The organism is Anabaena sp. PCC 7108 (assembly GCF_000332135.1).
Taxonomy (GTDB): Bacteria; Cyanobacteriota; Cyanobacteriia; order Cyanobacteriales; family Nostocaceae; genus Anabaena.
This window is the reverse complement of sequence record NZ_KB235896.1, coordinates 2126944-2144785: the sequence shown is the minus strand read 5'-3', so window position 1 is coordinate 2144785 and position 17842 is coordinate 2126944. Positions and strand designations below refer to the sequence as shown.

The window sequence follows — 17842 nt, the reverse complement described above, 5'->3', positions numbered from 1 at the left end:
AATTAAATTGGGCAAAGGAAAGAGGGAACTGGGAAAATCAATTTTAGGAAACGCTATATTTATACTTGTATTTGGGTATACAGTATTAGTAATGTCAAAAAGCACATAGGTTTATGAGCAAAAATTTTGAAATCCAAGAATTAGCGATCGTTATTATCGCCAAAAATCTCAATCCCACCGTTCTGACTCCTGATTTCTTGAAATACACAGGAGTTATTCCCGCAGATTGGGAGTTAGCAAAACAACCTACTTATACCAATGGTGTAGTTCAGATTTTCTTTACCAATGGATTGGGAATTGTAGCCCAACCTAACAGCGTAACGTTATTGGAGAGTATAGGAACAAAACAAACAGCAGAAGTACTAATACCTAAAATTACTCAAAACCTCATAGACAAACTATCCCAAGTAGAGTATCAAACAGTAGGAATTAACCCTAGAGGATTTACTACCTTTGACTCAGAAGCTGATGCGTATCAATACATAAGCGGTAAACTTTTATCACCAGGCTCATGGCAGCAATTTGGAGAAGGAAAAGTGAATGCTACTTTGCAGTTAACTTATCCTTTAAAACAGGGAACACTAAACTTGGGTATCAGCCAAGTAAATGTTCAGTTTCCTGAAAAACAAGCGGCTGCTATTTTATTTTCTGGTAACTTCAATTATCCTCTTGCTGGTAACACCCCAGCAGAAAAAATACAGGATTTGCAACAAAGAGTTCAGAATTGGCAAGATTCTTTAAATACTTTCAAACAATTGTTGGCAGATAAATTTTTACCATCAGTTCAAGTACCTGAAGTACCAAAAAGCCTTTCTGTTTTTCCACCAATGGCAAAAAGTTGATAAAAATTTAGTAACAGAAGTGGTCTAATTCTTGTGGGGTAGGCATCTTGCCTGCCCAAAACTAATCAAAGTTGAAACGGAAATAATTTTATGTAAAATGTCGGAAATTAGATTTTATTCTATTAAATAATCATCAACATTAACTTCCAAAACATCAGACTTGGTAAAGGGACATGATTCAGGAAAAGTAACTAAAGGGAGTTGGGTTTCAACAGCAGCCGCTTTGCAGGCTTCATAGTAACATTCTTCAAATACAGCATCAAAGTGACCCTTCAAACTAGGACTATTTTTAAAAGCTTTATTTAGTCTGCGAGAGTGCTCAAAAATACTATAAGACCAACTGGGAGAGCGTTTTTCTATTTGATAATGCCACTTAAGTAAATGTTGAATTACCCGAATTAGATTACTTTCTAAAGCATCTTTTTCTTTGCGACTCATCCCTTCAATTTCTTCAAGTAAATTTTCAATATCTAATTGTTCTAATTTGCCTTCTTGCAGGAGAATCGCGGTTTGTTCTAACCAGAGATTAAAGTCAGTTTCGTAGAGGGTTAACTTAGCTTCTGTTTTCATGGACAAATCCTCTTAAAAACGAAGATAAATCTATTATACAATAATATAGAAAATTAAATATCTCAGTCAGCTTCCACCTATAGATAGAATAACTTAGTTAAGACTTACGCAAGTAAGCATTGCTAAACCTCTACTGAATCTGGATCTATTCAAGATTTTTCACTAAGTGTTAATTAAGTATAAGCACTGTATTGTTACGTTGTTACCTATGTTATTCTCAATGGACGTAACTTGTCACATCTACCATCAGTATGGATTACTCCAGCCTCAGAACTGCGGCTGATATCATTAACGCCTTTCCGAAATGTCAAAATGCAGGGGAACAAATTGATTTATTTGAAGCATTAGCGACAAGTGATGGTCCACCTGTTGAGGCTTTTGTAGAAATATTGAGAAATATTAAATTAGAAGCAGTGGTGGCTTTAACTAGTCAGGCTTTTGGCAAGATTACGGATGTAGATACTAGGGAAAGATTGAAGCAAAGTGATGATTTGTTGGCGATTTTAAGTGAGCAAGCAAAGTCAGGACAAACAGAATTAATTCGTTGGTCTGCTGCTACGACTATTGTAAATTTGGGGTTTGATTTTATTGCTGTATCTCAACATTTAACGGTAGAACCGAAGAATATTGCTGACAGAATAATACAATCTAAACTGAAACGACTGGAGGATAAAAATCTACTATCAAATAATGATTTTGATGAATATTTAAATTTTTGGATATATGGAAATTTAAACGAATTAAAAAGTCAGACAGCTTCTATGTCCTATGGACAAGATTCTAAATACGAAGAACTAATTACTAAGATATTTAGCGATTTAGTTGTGAGAGCGATTAAGGATGTAAATCATGGTTTAGAAAGAGCGGAATCTATGGAAAATTCTGCATTAACAGTTGATGAAAATGAATTGTTTGAATTGGCTGCTTGTCAAGAAGCAATGAAACAGATCAACAATCAAGTTATAAATCGTGATGACTTGATAGAAACTCAAGTTCATTGTTTACAAAGTAAAAATCGAAATATTAGAAATATAGCTGCTCATAATTTATCTGAAATAGATGTTTCATTGTTGGGTAAGTTTAATAATTATTACCAACCCGATTTGTTAACTGCTATCTCTTTGATTAAAGAAGAATTTAATGCAAATAACGACTCTAAATTGTACTATAATGGTAAGTCTTATAAAAATTTGAAATTTATAGCCAATAATTTGATAACTTTATTGTCAACATTAGGTAGAAATAGAGTAAAAGATGATTGCAATAATTTTTTAAATGGTTTGAGAAATGAAATCACTAAAAGAAAAAATATGTGTGAAAATAAGTACAAGCAAATTCAAAATATGAAGTCTACACTTGATAGGAAAATAGATGAAATAGAAGCAATAAATACTTCAGTGTACACAAAAGTAATATCAAAAAACAATTTTCAAAATGTTCCCTATATTAATATAGAAGAAAATGAAGAATATAATTCAATATTAGATGATTATCTAAATTTCTTACGTGATGAGTTATCAAGATTAAGACGTGAAGTAAATAAATTTTATGAAGAGCAATTATCACCTATAGAAAGAAATATTAAAAATAGAGAGAAATTTATTAAAGAATTAGAATCCAGTCAAACAATATTCTTAATAGTTTCATACATGATTGCTTTTTTTATAATTGCCATTGCTAATAATAATCCTGTAGGGATTCAGATATTTGGAACAATTGTACTTGGTTATATATTTTCAATAATATCTAAAATGCTAATAAAAATTGCTGGCAATATTACTAATGAATTTCAAAGTAATAAATATAGTGAAAGAAATAGCATTAATGATCAAAAAAACAAAATATTAAACCTATTATCAATTTAATTATTCAACCATGTTCCCCCTCATATTCCAAATACCCCAACTCCCTGATCTAAAATCCCAAAAATATACCTCCCAATATGGACAAGGAGTACGTCAAAAAGTCCTCAGCAGTCAAAAAGACTTCTTACTCCTCCTCAGTGATATCGGTAGAGTTTATAACCTCACCTTTTCCATTCGCTATCGCTATACACCCGGTTCACCCTTCGATAAACGACTGGGTATTTATTTAGTCGTCAGTCAATCAGAACCTATTTCACCAGATACCGAAACTCAAATTACTGAAGACATTAAAAAAATTATCACCGATGGATTTCTCAACCAATTTTATAAAATTGAATTACAAACAGAAGTCCCCCAAATTCAAAATCTAAGTTGGGTAAATTGTATTGGTGAAGCAATCAAACACGAAGAAATTATCAGCACTCGTCCCAAAGATTCCTTAGCATCACTAAATACAAAAGGACTACCAAATTATTATGTACCACTGCAATTAGAAGCAGATGAAGCTAACGATATGTTAGTAGTTTGTCAAGTTATTTCTCGTTTCAATAGTCCCCTAATGTTGGAAATAACTATTCAACCAGATACCACCACATTACAAGAAAAATCTAATTGGATAAACGCATTAGACCAAATGTTATCCCAACTTAGACAAGCTAGTAGTGGTTCTAGTTTGAGTTCCGCTAAAGAAGGAGACAGAAACGCACAATTAGTTTCTCGGATTTATGAAAAATATCAATCTTCCTATCTCACAGAAAGCTTATTTCGTTATAGCTTCAAAGTTTTGGGAAAAAATGAGTTAGCAGTTCGCAGTGTTTTAGGAACATTGTTATTAAGTGGAACGAAAAAAAGCCGCTACCGCACAGTAATTCTCACTCCCAATCATCCCACATTTACAGACAGTCTCGCAGCTACCCAATTAGGAAAACTTTCCACCGCTACCCACTGGGAAGAATGGGATAAAGGATTAGGAGAAGCAGAATTTGGTGGTGACTCTATCACAGGTAAAGGTAGTGTGCGCGTCTTAGATTTAAAACCTTTACACCGCTACGCAACATTAAATGAAATTAGTGGTTTATTTCGCATAGTTGTACCCAGTGATGCACCTGTAGCGGGAATTAGTCAAGAAAATGATATTACCAGTTTAGATAAAGATAAACAATGGATTGATTTTGGTGGTTATGAAATTAACCGAGGTGAAGAAAACAAAATACAAATAGAATTAAAACAACTGAATAAACACGCTTTTATTTGTGGTGTTCCTGGAAGTGGAAAAACCACCACAGCTTTTAATTTACTAACTCAGTTGTGGAGTCATGGAATCCCATTTTTAGTATTTGAACCTGCGAAAACTGAATATCGTTCACTTTTGGCTATCAACCCTAATCTGAGTAAATTTACTCGCGCTGATATAGAATTTCTCAAATCTTTAAAAGTTCTCACACAACAATTACGAGTTTACACATTAGGAAATGATTTAATTTCCCCTTTTCGATTTAATCCCTTTGAAGTTTCCCAAGGTGTTCCTTTTTATGAACATATTTCTAATTTAGAAGCATCTTTTCGGGGTGCGTTACCTCTTTCTGGTCCTTTACCCGCTTTACTTTCCGAAGCATTGGAAGAAATATATTATGACCGGGAATGGACGGGAAGCGAAGAAGGAACACCAGAAAATTTACAAATTCCCACCATGCGGGATTTATATGATAAAATCACCGCTTTATTTGAAACCAAAGATTACGCAGGTGAGGTAAAATCTAACCTGAAAACAGCTTTAGAAGTGAGAATTGGTAGTTTATTAAAACGTGGTGTGGGTGCGATGTTAAATACTCAACGCAGTAGTCCGACAATTGCTGATTTATTGAAATATCCCACAATTTTAGAATTGGATTATTTAAACCAAGACCAAGCAAATTTGATGACGTTCTTTTTGCTAACTAAAATTCGAGAATATATCAAACGTCAACGCACGGAAAAGGACGGAAATCCTGAACATATTTTATTATTAGAAGAAGCACATAATTTAGTCGGGAGAAATTTAGGTACTTCCTCCGCTGAAGATGCAAATACAAAACAAGAAGCCGCAAATTATGTTACAAGAATGTTAGCAGAAATGCGGGCATTAAGAGAATCTATTATTATTGCTGACCAATTACCCACAGGAGTAGCAGCAGAAGTTGTCAAAAATACAAACGTGAAAATTGCTCATCGTTTGGTGTCAGCAGATGATCGAAAAGATATTGGTCAAGCGATGCTTTTAGACCAATCACAAATGGAAGAAATTGCGCGGTTACAACCTGGTGAATCTTTCTTATATATGGAAGGTTGGTATCGTCCCCACCCGGTAAAAATTCCTTATGAAAATAGTGCTAAGGAAAAGTTAGGGGTAGAAAGTTCTATTACCAATGATAAAATTAAAGATGTGATTAAATCCCGTCCTTGGTATATTCAAGGTCAGGAAACTTTACTATCCACTGCTTTACAAGAATATCAACGTTTGGATAAAGAACACAATCAAAGTTTAACTGATATTCGGGAGGAGTTAAATCAGGTTTCTCAAGATTGTACAGGATTACAAGTTTTATTATCAGATTTAAAACAGGAAATCTTTCATCGTTTAGCTGGAAAATTACGTTTTGATTTAAACCCAGTTCCTGATGAATTATCACTGCAAATAGATAGACGCATTGATGCTAATAATATCCGCAGTTTGAAGCATTTACAACTTGCTGGTAATTTAACTTTAACGGATTTGGTAGAATTACAATCTTTGGTAAATATTAAATTGGGAATATTTGACCAATCCTATCAAAAAGTGTTGGATACAAATAACCGTATTCGTAGAAGTCATTATCAACAACTTTGGCAAAAATCATCTCGTCAATTACAAAGTGTTCAACAACAGATAATCAATTTAGCGCAGGTTTTAGATAAAGAATCACAGGTTGCGGATATTCAAAAATTAAAAGATAATCTTGCTTATGAACAAAGACGCATTACCGATATTGAGGAATCATCTTTAAAAGAGACTCTAAAACGTCCGCAAAATGAAAAACAAGAATTACAAAATAAGTTAACGGAGGTGTTGAGTTTAGCTATTCAGCAAGCAAAAATTAATAAGGTTAAACGTGATTTACAAATATGAGTAAAATAACTGTAGGTTGGGTTGACGCAAGGAAACCCAACGCTTCACAAATTATACAGAATGTTGGGTTTCGCTATCGCTCTACCCAACCTACAATTGATAAATTTTATAAATAGGAGAAAAGTATTTTGGATATAGCAGTTAAAAATCTGGTTTTATCTTACGAAACTTTAGCAAATCAAGCTATAAACTTCAATCATGCTTATTTACAATTATTGAAAATCTACGAAGAACTAATTTTAGCACCTGACTGGTTTTATGAATTAGAAAAATCTGGAATTTCTCCATTAAAAACTGTTGCTTCTATGCAGCAAGAACAAAAGATAATTGTATCTAAGTTTCAGGATTTATCAAAATTAATTGCTAAAGCACAATTACATTTTACCACTAATCCTGAAGCCGAAGAATTGAAAAATATTGCCCATGATTGCCAAATAATGATAGATTTTGTCAATAGCATATATTTGGTAGATTTGCAAGATATGTTTAGGGAAATTAAGAAATAGAGGTTAAGAATTATGTCACAGATGGAATATAGCGATCGCCAAGAATTAGAAAATGAAATTAAAGATAATAGTAAACAAATTGAAACTTTGGGAGAATCACAAAAAGAGTATCAGGAAGATATGGAAAGTCTTCAGGAAAAACTGAAGATGCTGAAAAGTGGTAAAGGAGTTTATGCAAATTCAGATAATAACTTAATTGCTAGTGTAGAAACAGCAATTCAAACTCGTGAAACTAATGTAGAGGAGTGTAAAGAAAAAATTGGTGAAATAAAAACTCAGATGGATGGTAAGTTAGAAAATCTCAAAAAACGCATTACTACACAAGAACGACATATAAAAAAAATGGAGAATTTAGTTGATTCTCTGAATCATAAAGATAATAATATAGTTATTGAAATTCAAAATCAAAGAGATAATTTAGATGATGCAAAAGATAAGTTTAGTGGGTTGCTAAGAATTATTGAAATTTCCTCTGCTTTAGCTGTTGGTGTTGGACTAGCTGCACAAGGTATTGCTCAATTACTAAGCAGTTTGCAATCAATAGGATTATTTAGATAAATAGGACTTTGATCATAAAAACAAGATCCCCGACTTCTTTAAGAAGCCAGTAATCTGAATTGAAACGTCTCTACAGGGTTTACACCATCGAGGGGGTTGTAAGATATGAGAAGTAACAAAGCTCTTCACCTCACCACAACCAATGACATCAACTTTGCTCAAATTCCCACGCCTCAATGCGCCAACGCTACACCATTTACCCAATGGTTTAACAATTATCGCCGAACAAATGCCCGTGGAAGCAGTTAACCTCAGCTTATGGGTAAAAATTGGCTCTGCTGTAGAGTCAGATGCGATTAACGGAATGGCTCACTTTTTAGAGCATATGATTTTTAAAGGCACACAGCGACTAGCTAGTGGCGAGTTTGAACGGCGAATTGAAGAACGAGGTGCAGTAACTAATGCAGCTACGAGCCAAGATTACACACATTATTATATAAATACCGCTCCTCAGGACTTTGCAGAACTCGCTCCACTACAAATAGATGTTGTATTTAATGCCAGTATTCCTGGTGATGCTTTTGAACGGGAACGTTTGGTAGTTCTAGAAGAAATCAGGCGTTCAGAAGATAATCCCCGTCGTCGTACTTTTCGCCGGGTAATGGAAACTGCTTTTGATTCTTTACCCTACCGTCGTCCGGTACTGGGGCCAGAAGAGGTGGTTTCTCAAGTTACACCGCAACAAATGCGGGATTTTCATGCTGATTGGTATCAACCACAATCAATTACTGCGGTAGCTGTGGGTAATTTACCTGTAGAAGAATTACTAGAAATTGTGGCTGAAGGATTTAGTAAAAATAAGGTAATATCAACTGTCAACAGAGAACAGAAACCAGTTATTCCCGAACCAGCATTTACAGAAATTGTTCGTGGGGAATTTGTTGATGAAAGTCTCCAGCAAGCCAGATTGGTGATGATTTGGCGAGTACCTGGTTTGATAGAGTTAAATGATACGTATGCGCTAGATGTTGTTGCGGGAATTTTAGGACATGGACGCACATCAAGATTAGTGCAGGATTTACGAGAAGAAAGGGGATTGGTATCTTCAATTTCTGTGAGTAATATGAGTAATTTGTTGCAAGGTGTCTTTACTATTTCCGCCAAGTGTGATGTAGAAAATTTAGCAATAGTAGAGGAAGCGATCGCACAACATCTGCATATACTACAAACAGAGATGGTAAAAGAGTCGGAAATTGCCCGTGTGCGGCGACGTGTAGCCAATAGGTTTGTGTTTGGGAATGAAACTCCAAGCGATCGCGCCGGCTTATATGGTTATTATCAATCTTTAATTGGTGATTTAGAACCAGCATTTAACTACCCAGATTATATTCAAGCCCAAGATGCAAATCATCTTCTGCAAGCAGCACAACAATATCTTTCCCCCAATGCTTATGGTGTAGTTGTCATCAAACCAGCATAGGGGTGGGGTTTCCCCACCCTTCATTTTCAATATCCATTGGTAATCTCTTCTTAACAACTGACAAGTAAGGGCGAGTTTTAATTCGCCTCCCTAACAAACTATGATTTGGCAAGAAATTGATACTCATATTAGCCAAGTAACTGGCCAAAAATTTCAAACTCAGCAACATTTATCCGTAAGTGGTGGGTGTATTAATCAAGGTTATGCTGTGAGTGATGATCAGCTGACTTACTTTGTGAAGCTTAACCAAGCATCCCAAGTTAGGATGTTTGAAGCTGAAATGCTGGGTTTACAGCAAATACATAACACGAATACGATCCTTGTTCCTCAACCTTTGTGTTGGGGAACTGCTAATAATTTTAGTTATATTGTGCTGGAATGGCTAGAAATGGTAGATAGTGACAGCAAATCTTGGCAAGAAATGGGGCGTAAATTAGCAGCAATGCACAAAGTTACCAGTCAAAATGGTTTTGGCTGGGATATGAATAATACTATTGGTTCAACACCACAAATTAATACTTGGACTGATGATTGGGCAGAATTTTATACTCAATATCGCTTAGGTTATCAATTTCAGTTAGCCAAGCAACGCGGTGGAAGTTTCCCCTTGCAAGATCAGTTATTAGCTACTATCCCCGAATTATTGGCAGATCATCATCTCCAACCATCTTTAGTACATGGTGATTTATGGGGAGGAAATGCAGGTTGTACTGTTGATGGTGAACCAGTAATTTTTGATCCGGCAACTTATTATGGTGATCGAGAAGTTGATATAGCAATGACAGAACTTTTTGGTGGTTTTCCACCAACTTTTTATCAAGGTTATAAAGAGGTATTTCCCCTAAATTCAGGATACGAAACTCGAAAAACTATTTATAATCTTTATCACGTTTTAAATCATTTTAATTTGTTTGGTGGTGGTTATGCTTCTCAAGCAAACCAGATGATTAAGCGAATTTTGCGTGGTTAATAACAAGTTTATTGATTTGACTAAATACTGAAATATCTTTTTCTATTCATCGTGAAATACTATCAACTACAAACAAGCGTTTTACCTAATAATTACCTGAATGATTTGTGGGGAGAAATCCAAGCTAGTCCTTATTTTTCTATTAACAATCTCAACCGAGATTTTATCAACACCAAAGGCTTTTCTGTGGTATTTCAGCGTCAAGGTTTAAAAACAGTTGCAGAAAAGTTTCCTTTTTTTAAACCTTATTTAGATTTAGCAATTCAGCCTAACTGTAATGCTTTTTATCTCAATCCTTTGCTGCTAAAAGAAGGTTCTCGTGTTGATCCGCACATAGATCGTTCTTTGCGTTCTTACTGCAAAACCATTGAACCACCAAGCCTTGTTAGTGTTCTCTATGTGCGTGTACCAGAAAACATGGATGGGGGAGAATTGGTGCTAAAATCCCCTAAACGCCAAGTTGGGCAAATTAAACCTCAAAGCAATACACTGGTATACTTTCAAGGTGATTTAACTCATTCTGTGAATGCAGTGAAAACTCCTGGTAATCGCTTAAGTTTGGTTTGTGAACAGTATAATTTAAGTGAACATGAACTTGAGGAAATCCCAGAATTTACCTTAGAATCAAGGGCTAGTCAATCTACAAACAAAAAACGAAAGTAGGACTCATCATCCTAAAGAGGGATACATCTTACCGCTACATCGTCAAAGTATCTGATATACATTTGAATCGGATATCGCATCTAACCGAGCATGACACAAACACTGCTAAACAATCGCTATCAAGTTATTCAGGTACTCGGTGCTGGTGGGTTTGGTGAAACCTTTCTAGCAGAAGATACCCATATGCCTTCTCTTCGTCGCTGTGTGATTAAGCAACTCAAACCGATTAGCAATGATCCACAAACTTATCAGATAATTCAAGACAGGTTTAAACGAGAAGCTGCTACCTTGGAACATCTAGGTGAAGCTAGTGACCAAATTCCTAAACTCTACGCTTATTTTCCTGAAAATGGTCAATTTTATCTAGTTCAAGAATGGATTCAAGGTCAAACGCTAACGCAAATGGTTGAAGCTAAAGGATATATAGCTGAAACAACTGTTCGGGAAATTCTTTTAAGTTTGCTGTCAGTTTTAGATTATGTTCACAGCAAAGGCATTATTCATCGAGATATAAAACCAGACAATATCATCCTTCGCTCTCACGATAATAAACCAGTTTTAATTGATTTCGGTGCAGTTAAAGAAACCATCCGTACAGTTATCAATCCTTCAGGACAGCCCCTGCAATCTCTAGTCATAGGTACACCAGGCTATATGCCCAGTGAGCAAGCTATTGGTCGTCCAGTTTATGCTACAGATATCTATAGTTTAGCCTTGACGGCGATTTATCTACTCACAGGTAAACAACCTCAAGAATTAGAAACTCACCCGCAGACGGGGCAAATACTGTGGCAACAATACGCTGCTGGTATATCCCCAGAAATGGTGAAGATACTCACTCAAGCAATTGAACCACGTCCGAGCGATCGCTATAGCACTGCTAGTAAAATGCTCTATGCTTTAAAATCTGCTCATAGTCTTAATAATAAAACTTACACATCTTCCCCGGCTTCCCAGGCTAATATTGCCACCATTAGCCTTAGTCCTCCTCATGTGTTGTCATCTGCTACAAATCCAGTTATTAGAGAAATTCCCAATCCCATAAAACAACAAAAACCAGCCGTTATTATTGGTAGCCTGGTTGCTGGTAGTTTAATTGGTGCAGTGGCAATTTCTAGTTTGATCCGTCCCCCACAAAATACAAACTCACTACCTACAAACTCCTCTATCACCAGAGACAATAGCACGTCGGCAACGCCAACAAATTCTCCAGCAACACCACAAACTCAACCAACTATCTCTGATCAACAGCAAACTCAACCAGTTAATTCTAATCCTTCATCAGAGAATAACTCTCCGCAAATATTTACACCACCAATTAGAAATGAAGCCATAACTCCCAGCAATTCTACTCCCATCAATATACCTACATTTGAACCAGAAACACAGCCACGAGAAACTACACCAAAAGTAGTTGAAGATTCAGACAAAGATAAAAAACCTCAACAGCAAGACAAGGGTAAAAAAAAAGAAAACAGCGCAGAAAACGAAAATAACTTATCTGATACATTAAGTTCAAATCAAACTAGATTTAATGTACCAGCATTTCCTACAGGTACATCAAGAAGCACTGTAGAAGCGACTCTTGGCAAAAATAAAGATTTAAGGGGAGTATGGGGTAATACTCGTGCTGTTACTTATAAAGTCGTACCTAAGCAAATTGATTTAGGCTACTTATTTGACCGTGATACAGGTAGACTGCGGCAAACTGAAGTAGCTTTTGCCTCATCTGTAGATAATCAAGTTATGCAAACAACCTTAAATAGTTTATTAAATGGACAAGCCACAGCAGAAATTAAACAAGGACTGCAACAAATTCAACAGCGTCAATTAGATAACTTTACATTTACCCAAGGTGCTGTTAAAGGTCAAATTGTGCGGCAAAGTTGTGATTTTATTTACATTAGCATTTGGGATGAAGAATTACATGATTTTGTCAGTCCTGCCAGTGCTAAAGAATGTTAAATAACTAAATAATTCAAAATTCCTCTTATTTTTTCGGAGATACTAAGTAGCCATCATGAACTGTGTACACCAGAACACATGAAAAAGAACTTCTTATTCCCCTCCACGAAACAGCGGGGAGGGGTTAGGGGTGGGGTCTTATTTTCAAGTCAGGTGTCCGTTAAAAATTGTCGTTGGGGTAAGGCAGGGAGCAGGGGGAAAGAGGGTTTCAGCCCTATTTACTTTTCTTCACATACCTTTAAATTTTTCTGTTTACCTACTTACGCAAACAGAGGACTTCACTAACAAAATTCAAAACCAAAATTCAAAACTTTGCAGTCTTGCGTTTAAGCAGAAAACAAAAAATAAAAAAGGAGTCTAAAGTTAGACTCCTTCATCAACAAAAAGTAATCAAATATGAATTACTTAATTGTTACTTTACCGCCAGCTTCTTCGATACGCTTCTTGATATCTTCAGCAGCTTCTTTAGCTACAGCTTCCTTAACTGGCTTGGGAGCAGCTTCTACTAAGTCTTTAGCTTCTTTCAGACCCAAACCTGTGATTTCACGGACAATCTTGAGGACAGCAATCTTCTTATCAGCTGGAACTGATTCCAGAACTGCATCAAATTCGGTTTTTTCTTCTGCTACTTCAGCAGCAGCACCACCGGGAGCAGCCATCATCATCATACCACCAGCAGCTGGAGCAGCACTTACTCCAAAAGCTTCTTCAATTTGCTTAACTAGTTCAGAAGCTTCTAGTAAAGTCAAGGATTTCAATTGTTCTAAAATTTGTTCGGTTGCAGCAGACATTGATATAACTCCTGTAATGTTTGATTAGTTATTTAGTCATTAGTAATAAGTCATTGGTCATTAGTTATTACTCTTGACCATGATCTATCAACTAATGAAGTATTTTACTCAGCAGCACTTTCAGTAGTACTTTCGGCAGCACTTTCAGTAGCACCACTTTCTTCTTTCTCAGCCACAGCCTGTAAAGCACGAGCCAAAGAACTGGGAACTTCGTTGATACCCACAGCCACTTTGGTAGCCAAAGCGTTGATAGCTCCAGCAATTTGTGCCATGAGTTGTTCCTTAGATGGCAAGTCTCCTAAAGCCTTGACATCAGTTTCTTTCAGCAAGCGACCGTCCATAACGCCACCACGAAGTTCTGTCTTCTTGGTAACTTTTTGGAACTCTTGGTAAGTCTTAATTGCAGATGAGAAATCTTCTTTGACTAGCAAAAAAGCGGAAGAACCTTTGAGTAGTTCCGACAGTGGCTGCCATTTTTCTTGATCTTGAATGGCAATGCCCATAAAGGTGTTTTTAGTCACCTTACAAACTGTGCCACTAGGACGTAAACGCCGCCTTAAGTCAGTGATTTCCGCAACTGTTAAACCCTGATAATCAATTACCAGTGCTAAAGTTGATTCACTCAAAGTCTCTTTGAGATCAGCGACAATCTCTTTTTTGTTTTCTAACGTTCGACCCATACTTTTTTCACCTCCAAGGGCAAAATTTTATCAGTTATCAGTTATCAGTTATTACTATTTACTGTTCACTGTTTACTGTTTACTGTTTACTGACTAACCGAAAACAATTAACCCCAACTATCTTAGCCGGGGTTTCACAGTAGTACTTTTAATGCCGCAGTTATCATACATATGTTGATAAAATTTCAGGCAATCAAAGCATCAACCTAGGCAGGATATTAAGTTATTAGCACCTGCTGTCTCCGGCTTTGCCTATTAAATTTTGGTAATTGGTAATTGGTATTTCAACTATTACCCATGTTCCAATTAAGCTGATTCGTTCAGTTTTAAATCTCGTAGGGCGCTGATATCGATTTTAATCGATGGACCCATAGTGGCAGAGACGTAAAAAGTACGCCAATAACGACCTTTGGCTCCTGAAGGACGGTTACGGTCAATTGTCTCTTGCAACGCTTTGAGGTTGACTAACAAATCTTCAGGGGCAAAGGATGCCTTACCAAACATAACATGGACAATCCCAGTTCGATCAGCACGGAATTCTAATTTACCAGCTTTGAATTCAGCGATCGCATTTGCTATGTCAAATGTTACGGTTCCACCTTTGGGTGAGGGCATCAAACCACGGGGACCTAACAACTTACCAAGCTTTGCTACTTGTGGCATTACATCTGGTGTAGCAATCAGCTTGTCAAAATCCATCCGCCCTTTTTGGATTTCGTCAATTAATTCTTCTGAACCTGCAATATCAGCACCAGCATTTGTAGCTTCGTTGACTTTTTCACCTCTAGCAATCACTGCTACCCGGACGATTTGTCCAGTACCCTTAGGCAGTGCTACTGTTGTCCGCAGTTGCTGGTCTGTATATTTCGGGTCAATTCCTAGCCGGATATGTGCTTCTGCGGCTTCGGCGAATTTAGCTGTTGCTGTCTCTTTTAACAGAGCTAAAGCCTCTACAGGTGTATAATCCCTGTCTTCTACTTTGTCTTGTAACGCCTCTAATCGGCGTGATATTTTCTTTCCCATTTTTTGCTCCTGGGGTGATATCGAAGTTACGCTTCTCCCCCAATTAAATTTTGGATTTTAGATTTTGGATTGAAGCTGAGTGTTTAACTCTACAATGCCAAATTTAAAATTAGTCTGCTACCGTTACGCCCATGTTCTTGGCGGTTCCTTCCACAATATTCATTGCCGCATCGATATCATTGGCATTAAGATCAGGAAGTTTGGTTTGAGCAATTTCTCTCAACTGCGCTCTAGTAATGCTCCCAACTTTCTTTTTATTGGGTTCATTAGATCCACGCTCGATTTTCGCTGCCTTGCGAATTAATACTGATGCTGGAGGTGTTTTGAGTACAAATGTAAAACTCCGGTCTTCAAAAACCGAAATTTCTACAGGTATTACCATCCCAGCTTGGTCTGCTGTTTTGGCATTGTACTCTTTGCAGAACATCATGATGTTAACGCCATGCTGACCCAATGCTGGGCCTACTGGCGGTGCTGGGTTGGCTTTTCCAGCATTCAGGGCCAGTTTAATGACCGCTACTACTTTCTTCGCCATTTGGATTTAGCTCTGTTTTTCTACCTGATTAAATTCCAATTCTACTGGTGTATCTCGTCCGAAAATCGAGAGTAGAGCTTTTAGCTTACTTCGTTCTGGCGAAACTTCAATCACCTCGCCTTCAAAGTCCTTAAATGGACCAGAAAGTACAATGATCTTATCACCTGTTGCCATGTCAATTTTGACTAATGGCTCTTGTTCACTGGTTTGTTTGAATATACGTTCTACTTCTGAATTGCTCAGTGGTACTGGTTTAACGTGACCACGACCCTTGCCGGTGCCACGTTTTTGCTCTGCTCCCACAAAATTAATTACGTGAGAGGTGTTTCGTACCACCTGCCATGTATCATCGGGAATTTGCTTAGTTGCCGGATCTAAAATTAACCGCACTAGCACATAACCAGGAAAAACCTTTTCTTCTGTATGCTGGCGGCTACCATCTTTACGGATTTTTACCGCTGGCGTATGTGGAATTTCCACTTGGATGATTTTGTCAGCGACATCAAAGGTTTGGATGCGCTGCTCTAAATTTGTTTTCACGCGCTTCTCACAGCCTGAGGCTACTTGCACTGCATACCAGCGTGCTTCCTTGAGCGCTGTTTCTAGTGCTTCCTCTGACTGCAACGTATCCCGTGGTTCGTCTGTTGCAGAAGTCATCAGAATACCTGTTTTGCTGCCCACGCAAACAATCCATCGACCAAATATATCAAAGATGCGGAGAGTGTCACCATTAACAATACAGCTGCTGATTCGCTCACCAGTTGCTGCCGACTAGGCCAAACTACTTTCTCAAGTTCTTCTTTTGTTCCTTGGAAGAAATTGTTTAAGCTAAACCCATTGCTTGTTTCTGGCATTTCTGCTTCATTTTTTTTGGCCAAGGTCGTTATCCCCCCATTTCTTAGATAGCCACACCTTGCTAGTTTTCGTCAAGGTTTACAGCTTCGACCCTATTTAATGGAAACAAATAAGCTGCAAGCAAAAATAAATATACCCGAAATATTCAACGCTAAATGCAATTGTAGCAGATGCGTTTTCGTTTCGGGCAGTATTTTTTGCTTTTAAGCGCGCCCTGGAGGACTTGAACCCCCGACATCAGGTTTTGGAGACCTGCGTTCTACCAACTGAACTAAGAGCGCACAAGCTGTCTTTGTTCCGGTCATTGCGCTGAACTTTTTTTATTCTAACGCAATTTCGACTCTGATTGTAACTTAATTTTGTTTAAAAAGCAAGTTAGCGGCAGATGCCGCTTGGAGGCTGAGATTTCTCTCCTCGCTTGGGCGGGTTGAATCACAAAGAGCGGTCAAACCTTTGTTTAATCCGGGTAGCTTTACCGACGCGATCGCGCAGATAATATAGTTTAGCGCGTCTTACTTTACCACGTCGCAATACTTTTATACTGTCAATCCGGGGAGAGTGTAACAAGAATACGCGCTCAACACCGACACCTTGAAAAACTTTACGGACGGTAATAGTTTCATTAATTCCGCCATTACGTCTAGCGATTACCACTCCTTCGTAAGGTTGAACGCGGTACTTCTCGCCTTCTTTAATTTTTACTCCTACCTTTACTGTGTCACCCACATAAATTTGGGGCAAATCAGATTTTATTTGTTCCGCTTCAATTGAGCGAATAATCTCTTGAGCGTTCATAGTTTCTCCAAATTTTCCGAAAAAAACTCACGATCACTAATCATAAATCCATAACTGCCTGACAGTCCAGCTATTTCAGATTATTAATGTTGGTTGCTGTTGAAAATGCCGAACAATGTATCTTCTTGTGGGAAGGACAGGTATTTTGGTAATTTTTATGACTTTCCAAGGCTTCTCTTAATCGCACTCAGAATATACTTATTCATTAAAAAATGCAATTCAGCAGATTTTAGCGCATTTTTCCATTTTTGTAAATAGTGATTTACAAAGCAACAGGAGCAAATCTTGATATTTATCATCTTATTTTGTGCGCTTAACCCACACTATCAAGCTGTAGCAATCTCCGTCCGCAAGATACATAAACGTTTTTCTATTATTGCCATGAAATAGTTTTTACAGTTGGCAGTATCAGAGAATCTTGGGTTGAGTTCAATTACATTTATAAAAATATAAAAAATAAAATCAGGCTGTATATCATCGAGCAGAAATATAGATTGTAATATCATAAAACTGGTGAAGAACATAGAAATTAGTAGAAAATAAGGATGATTATTTTCTTTTGTATTGTTCTTATTTAGTCAGATAAGCATCTGTAATAAATTACGTACCAATTTGTAGTTTGATTCTCCCTAAAATTATGGGGGGACATTTTCCTGCAT

At 37.1% G+C, this 17842-nt stretch carries 17 protein-coding genes, 1 tRNA gene and 1 other annotated feature; of the genes, 9 read left to right on the top strand and 9 right to left on the bottom strand.

Annotated features, from left to right (window positions below; translation table 11 throughout):
- Positions 1-113 precede the first annotated feature (113 nt).
- Positions 114-842, top strand: coding sequence for a hypothetical protein (locus ANA7108_RS0110555; RefSeq protein ID WP_016950755.1), 729 nt, complete (start codon positions 114-116; stop codon positions 840-842).
- A 114-nt stretch (positions 843-956) separates the two neighbouring features.
- Here the strand turns inward: ANA7108_RS0110555 and ANA7108_RS0110550 are convergent, their stop codons facing one another.
- Positions 957-1412 (bottom strand): DUF29 domain-containing protein, encoded by a 456-nt coding sequence (locus ANA7108_RS0110550; protein WP_016950754.1) that lies wholly within the window; start codon positions 1410-1412, stop codon positions 957-959.
- Between the two features lie 251 nt (positions 1413-1663).
- Between ANA7108_RS0110550 and ANA7108_RS0110545 the strand changes: the two genes are divergently transcribed.
- The 8 genes from ANA7108_RS0110545 (at position 1664) to ANA7108_RS0110505 (ending at position 12504) form a co-directional block, all read left to right on the top strand.
- Positions 1664-3277, top strand: a complete 1614-nt coding sequence (locus ANA7108_RS0110545) for a hypothetical protein (protein WP_016950753.1) — start codon at positions 1664-1666, stop codon at positions 3275-3277.
- 10 nt (positions 3278-3287) lie between these two features.
- On the top strand, positions 3288-6422 hold the full coding sequence (locus tag ANA7108_RS0110540) for an ATP-binding protein (protein ID WP_016950752.1): 3135 nt from the start codon (positions 3288-3290) through the stop codon (positions 6420-6422).
- A 128-nt stretch (positions 6423-6550) separates the two neighbouring features.
- Entirely contained in the window at positions 6551-6928 is a 378-nt protein-coding gene (locus ANA7108_RS0110530) for a hypothetical protein (protein WP_016950750.1), read from the top strand.
- Positions 6929-6940: 12 nt separating this feature from the next.
- Positions 6941-7486 (top strand): hypothetical protein, encoded by a 546-nt coding sequence (locus ANA7108_RS0110525; protein WP_144052374.1) that lies wholly within the window; start codon positions 6941-6943, stop codon positions 7484-7486.
- A 142-nt stretch (positions 7487-7628) separates the two neighbouring features.
- Positions 7629-8906 carry a pitrilysin family protein gene (locus ANA7108_RS0110520; protein WP_016950748.1) on the top strand — a complete coding sequence of 426 codons (1278 nt, stop codon included), beginning with the start codon at positions 7629-7631 and terminating at the stop codon, positions 8904-8906.
- Between the two features lie 100 nt (positions 8907-9006).
- A complete protein-coding gene (locus tag ANA7108_RS29290) occupies positions 9007-9876 on the top strand; it encodes a fructosamine kinase family protein (RefSeq protein ID WP_016950747.1) in 870 nt (289 codons plus the stop codon).
- 51 nt (positions 9877-9927) lie between these two features.
- On the top strand, positions 9928-10539 hold the full coding sequence (locus ANA7108_RS29285; RefSeq protein ID WP_016950746.1) for a 2OG-Fe(II) oxygenase: 612 nt from the start codon (positions 9928-9930) through the stop codon (positions 10537-10539).
- 90 nt (positions 10540-10629) lie between these two features.
- Entirely contained in the window at positions 10630-12504 is a 1875-nt protein-coding gene (locus tag ANA7108_RS0110505; protein WP_016950745.1) for a serine/threonine-protein kinase, read from the top strand.
- A gap of 401 nt (positions 12505-12905) precedes the next feature.
- On the opposite strand, the gene rplL is transcribed toward ANA7108_RS0110505, so the two are convergent.
- From rplL to rplS, 8 genes are all read right to left on the bottom strand, one after another.
- On the bottom strand, positions 12906-13295 hold the full coding sequence (gene rplL, locus ANA7108_RS0110495) for a 50S ribosomal protein L7/L12 (protein ID WP_016950743.1): 390 nt from the start codon (positions 13293-13295) through the stop codon (positions 12906-12908).
- 104 nt (positions 13296-13399) lie between these two features.
- The gene (gene rplJ / locus ANA7108_RS0110490; RefSeq protein ID WP_016950742.1) at positions 13400-13975 is read right to left on the bottom strand and encodes a 50S ribosomal protein L10; all 576 of its coding nucleotides are present in this window, start codon (positions 13973-13975) and stop codon (positions 13400-13402) included.
- A 96-nt stretch (positions 13976-14071) separates the two neighbouring features.
- Positions 14072-14239 (bottom strand) — a sequence feature (ribosomal protein L10 leader region).
- Positions 14240-14281: 42 nt separating this feature from the next.
- Positions 14282-14998 carry a 50S ribosomal protein L1 gene (gene rplA / locus ANA7108_RS0110485; protein WP_016950741.1) on the bottom strand — a complete coding sequence of 239 codons (717 nt, stop codon included), beginning with the start codon at positions 14996-14998 and terminating at the stop codon, positions 14282-14284.
- Positions 14999-15107: 109 nt separating this feature from the next.
- Positions 15108-15533: a 50S ribosomal protein L11 gene (rplK, locus tag ANA7108_RS0110480; protein WP_016950740.1), complete on the bottom strand. Its 426-nt coding sequence runs from the start codon at positions 15531-15533 to the stop codon at positions 15108-15110.
- A gap of 6 nt (positions 15534-15539) precedes the next feature.
- Positions 15540-16190: a transcription termination/antitermination protein NusG gene (gene nusG, locus ANA7108_RS0110475; protein WP_016950739.1), complete on the bottom strand. Its 651-nt coding sequence runs from the start codon at positions 16188-16190 to the stop codon at positions 15540-15542.
- Positions 16190-16411: a preprotein translocase subunit SecE gene (gene secE / locus ANA7108_RS0110470; protein ID WP_016950738.1), complete on the bottom strand. Its 222-nt coding sequence runs from the start codon at positions 16409-16411 to the stop codon at positions 16190-16192. Before secE ends, nusG begins: the two co-directional genes overlap by 1 nt.
- Positions 16412-16596: 185 nt before the next feature.
- Positions 16597-16669: transfer RNA gene (locus ANA7108_RS0110465), tRNA-Trp, on the bottom strand.
- 151 nt (positions 16670-16820) lie between these two features.
- Entirely contained in the window at positions 16821-17183 is a 363-nt protein-coding gene (gene rplS / locus ANA7108_RS0110460) for a 50S ribosomal protein L19 (RefSeq protein ID WP_016950737.1), read from the bottom strand.
- Positions 17184-17842: the final 659 nt, after the last annotated feature.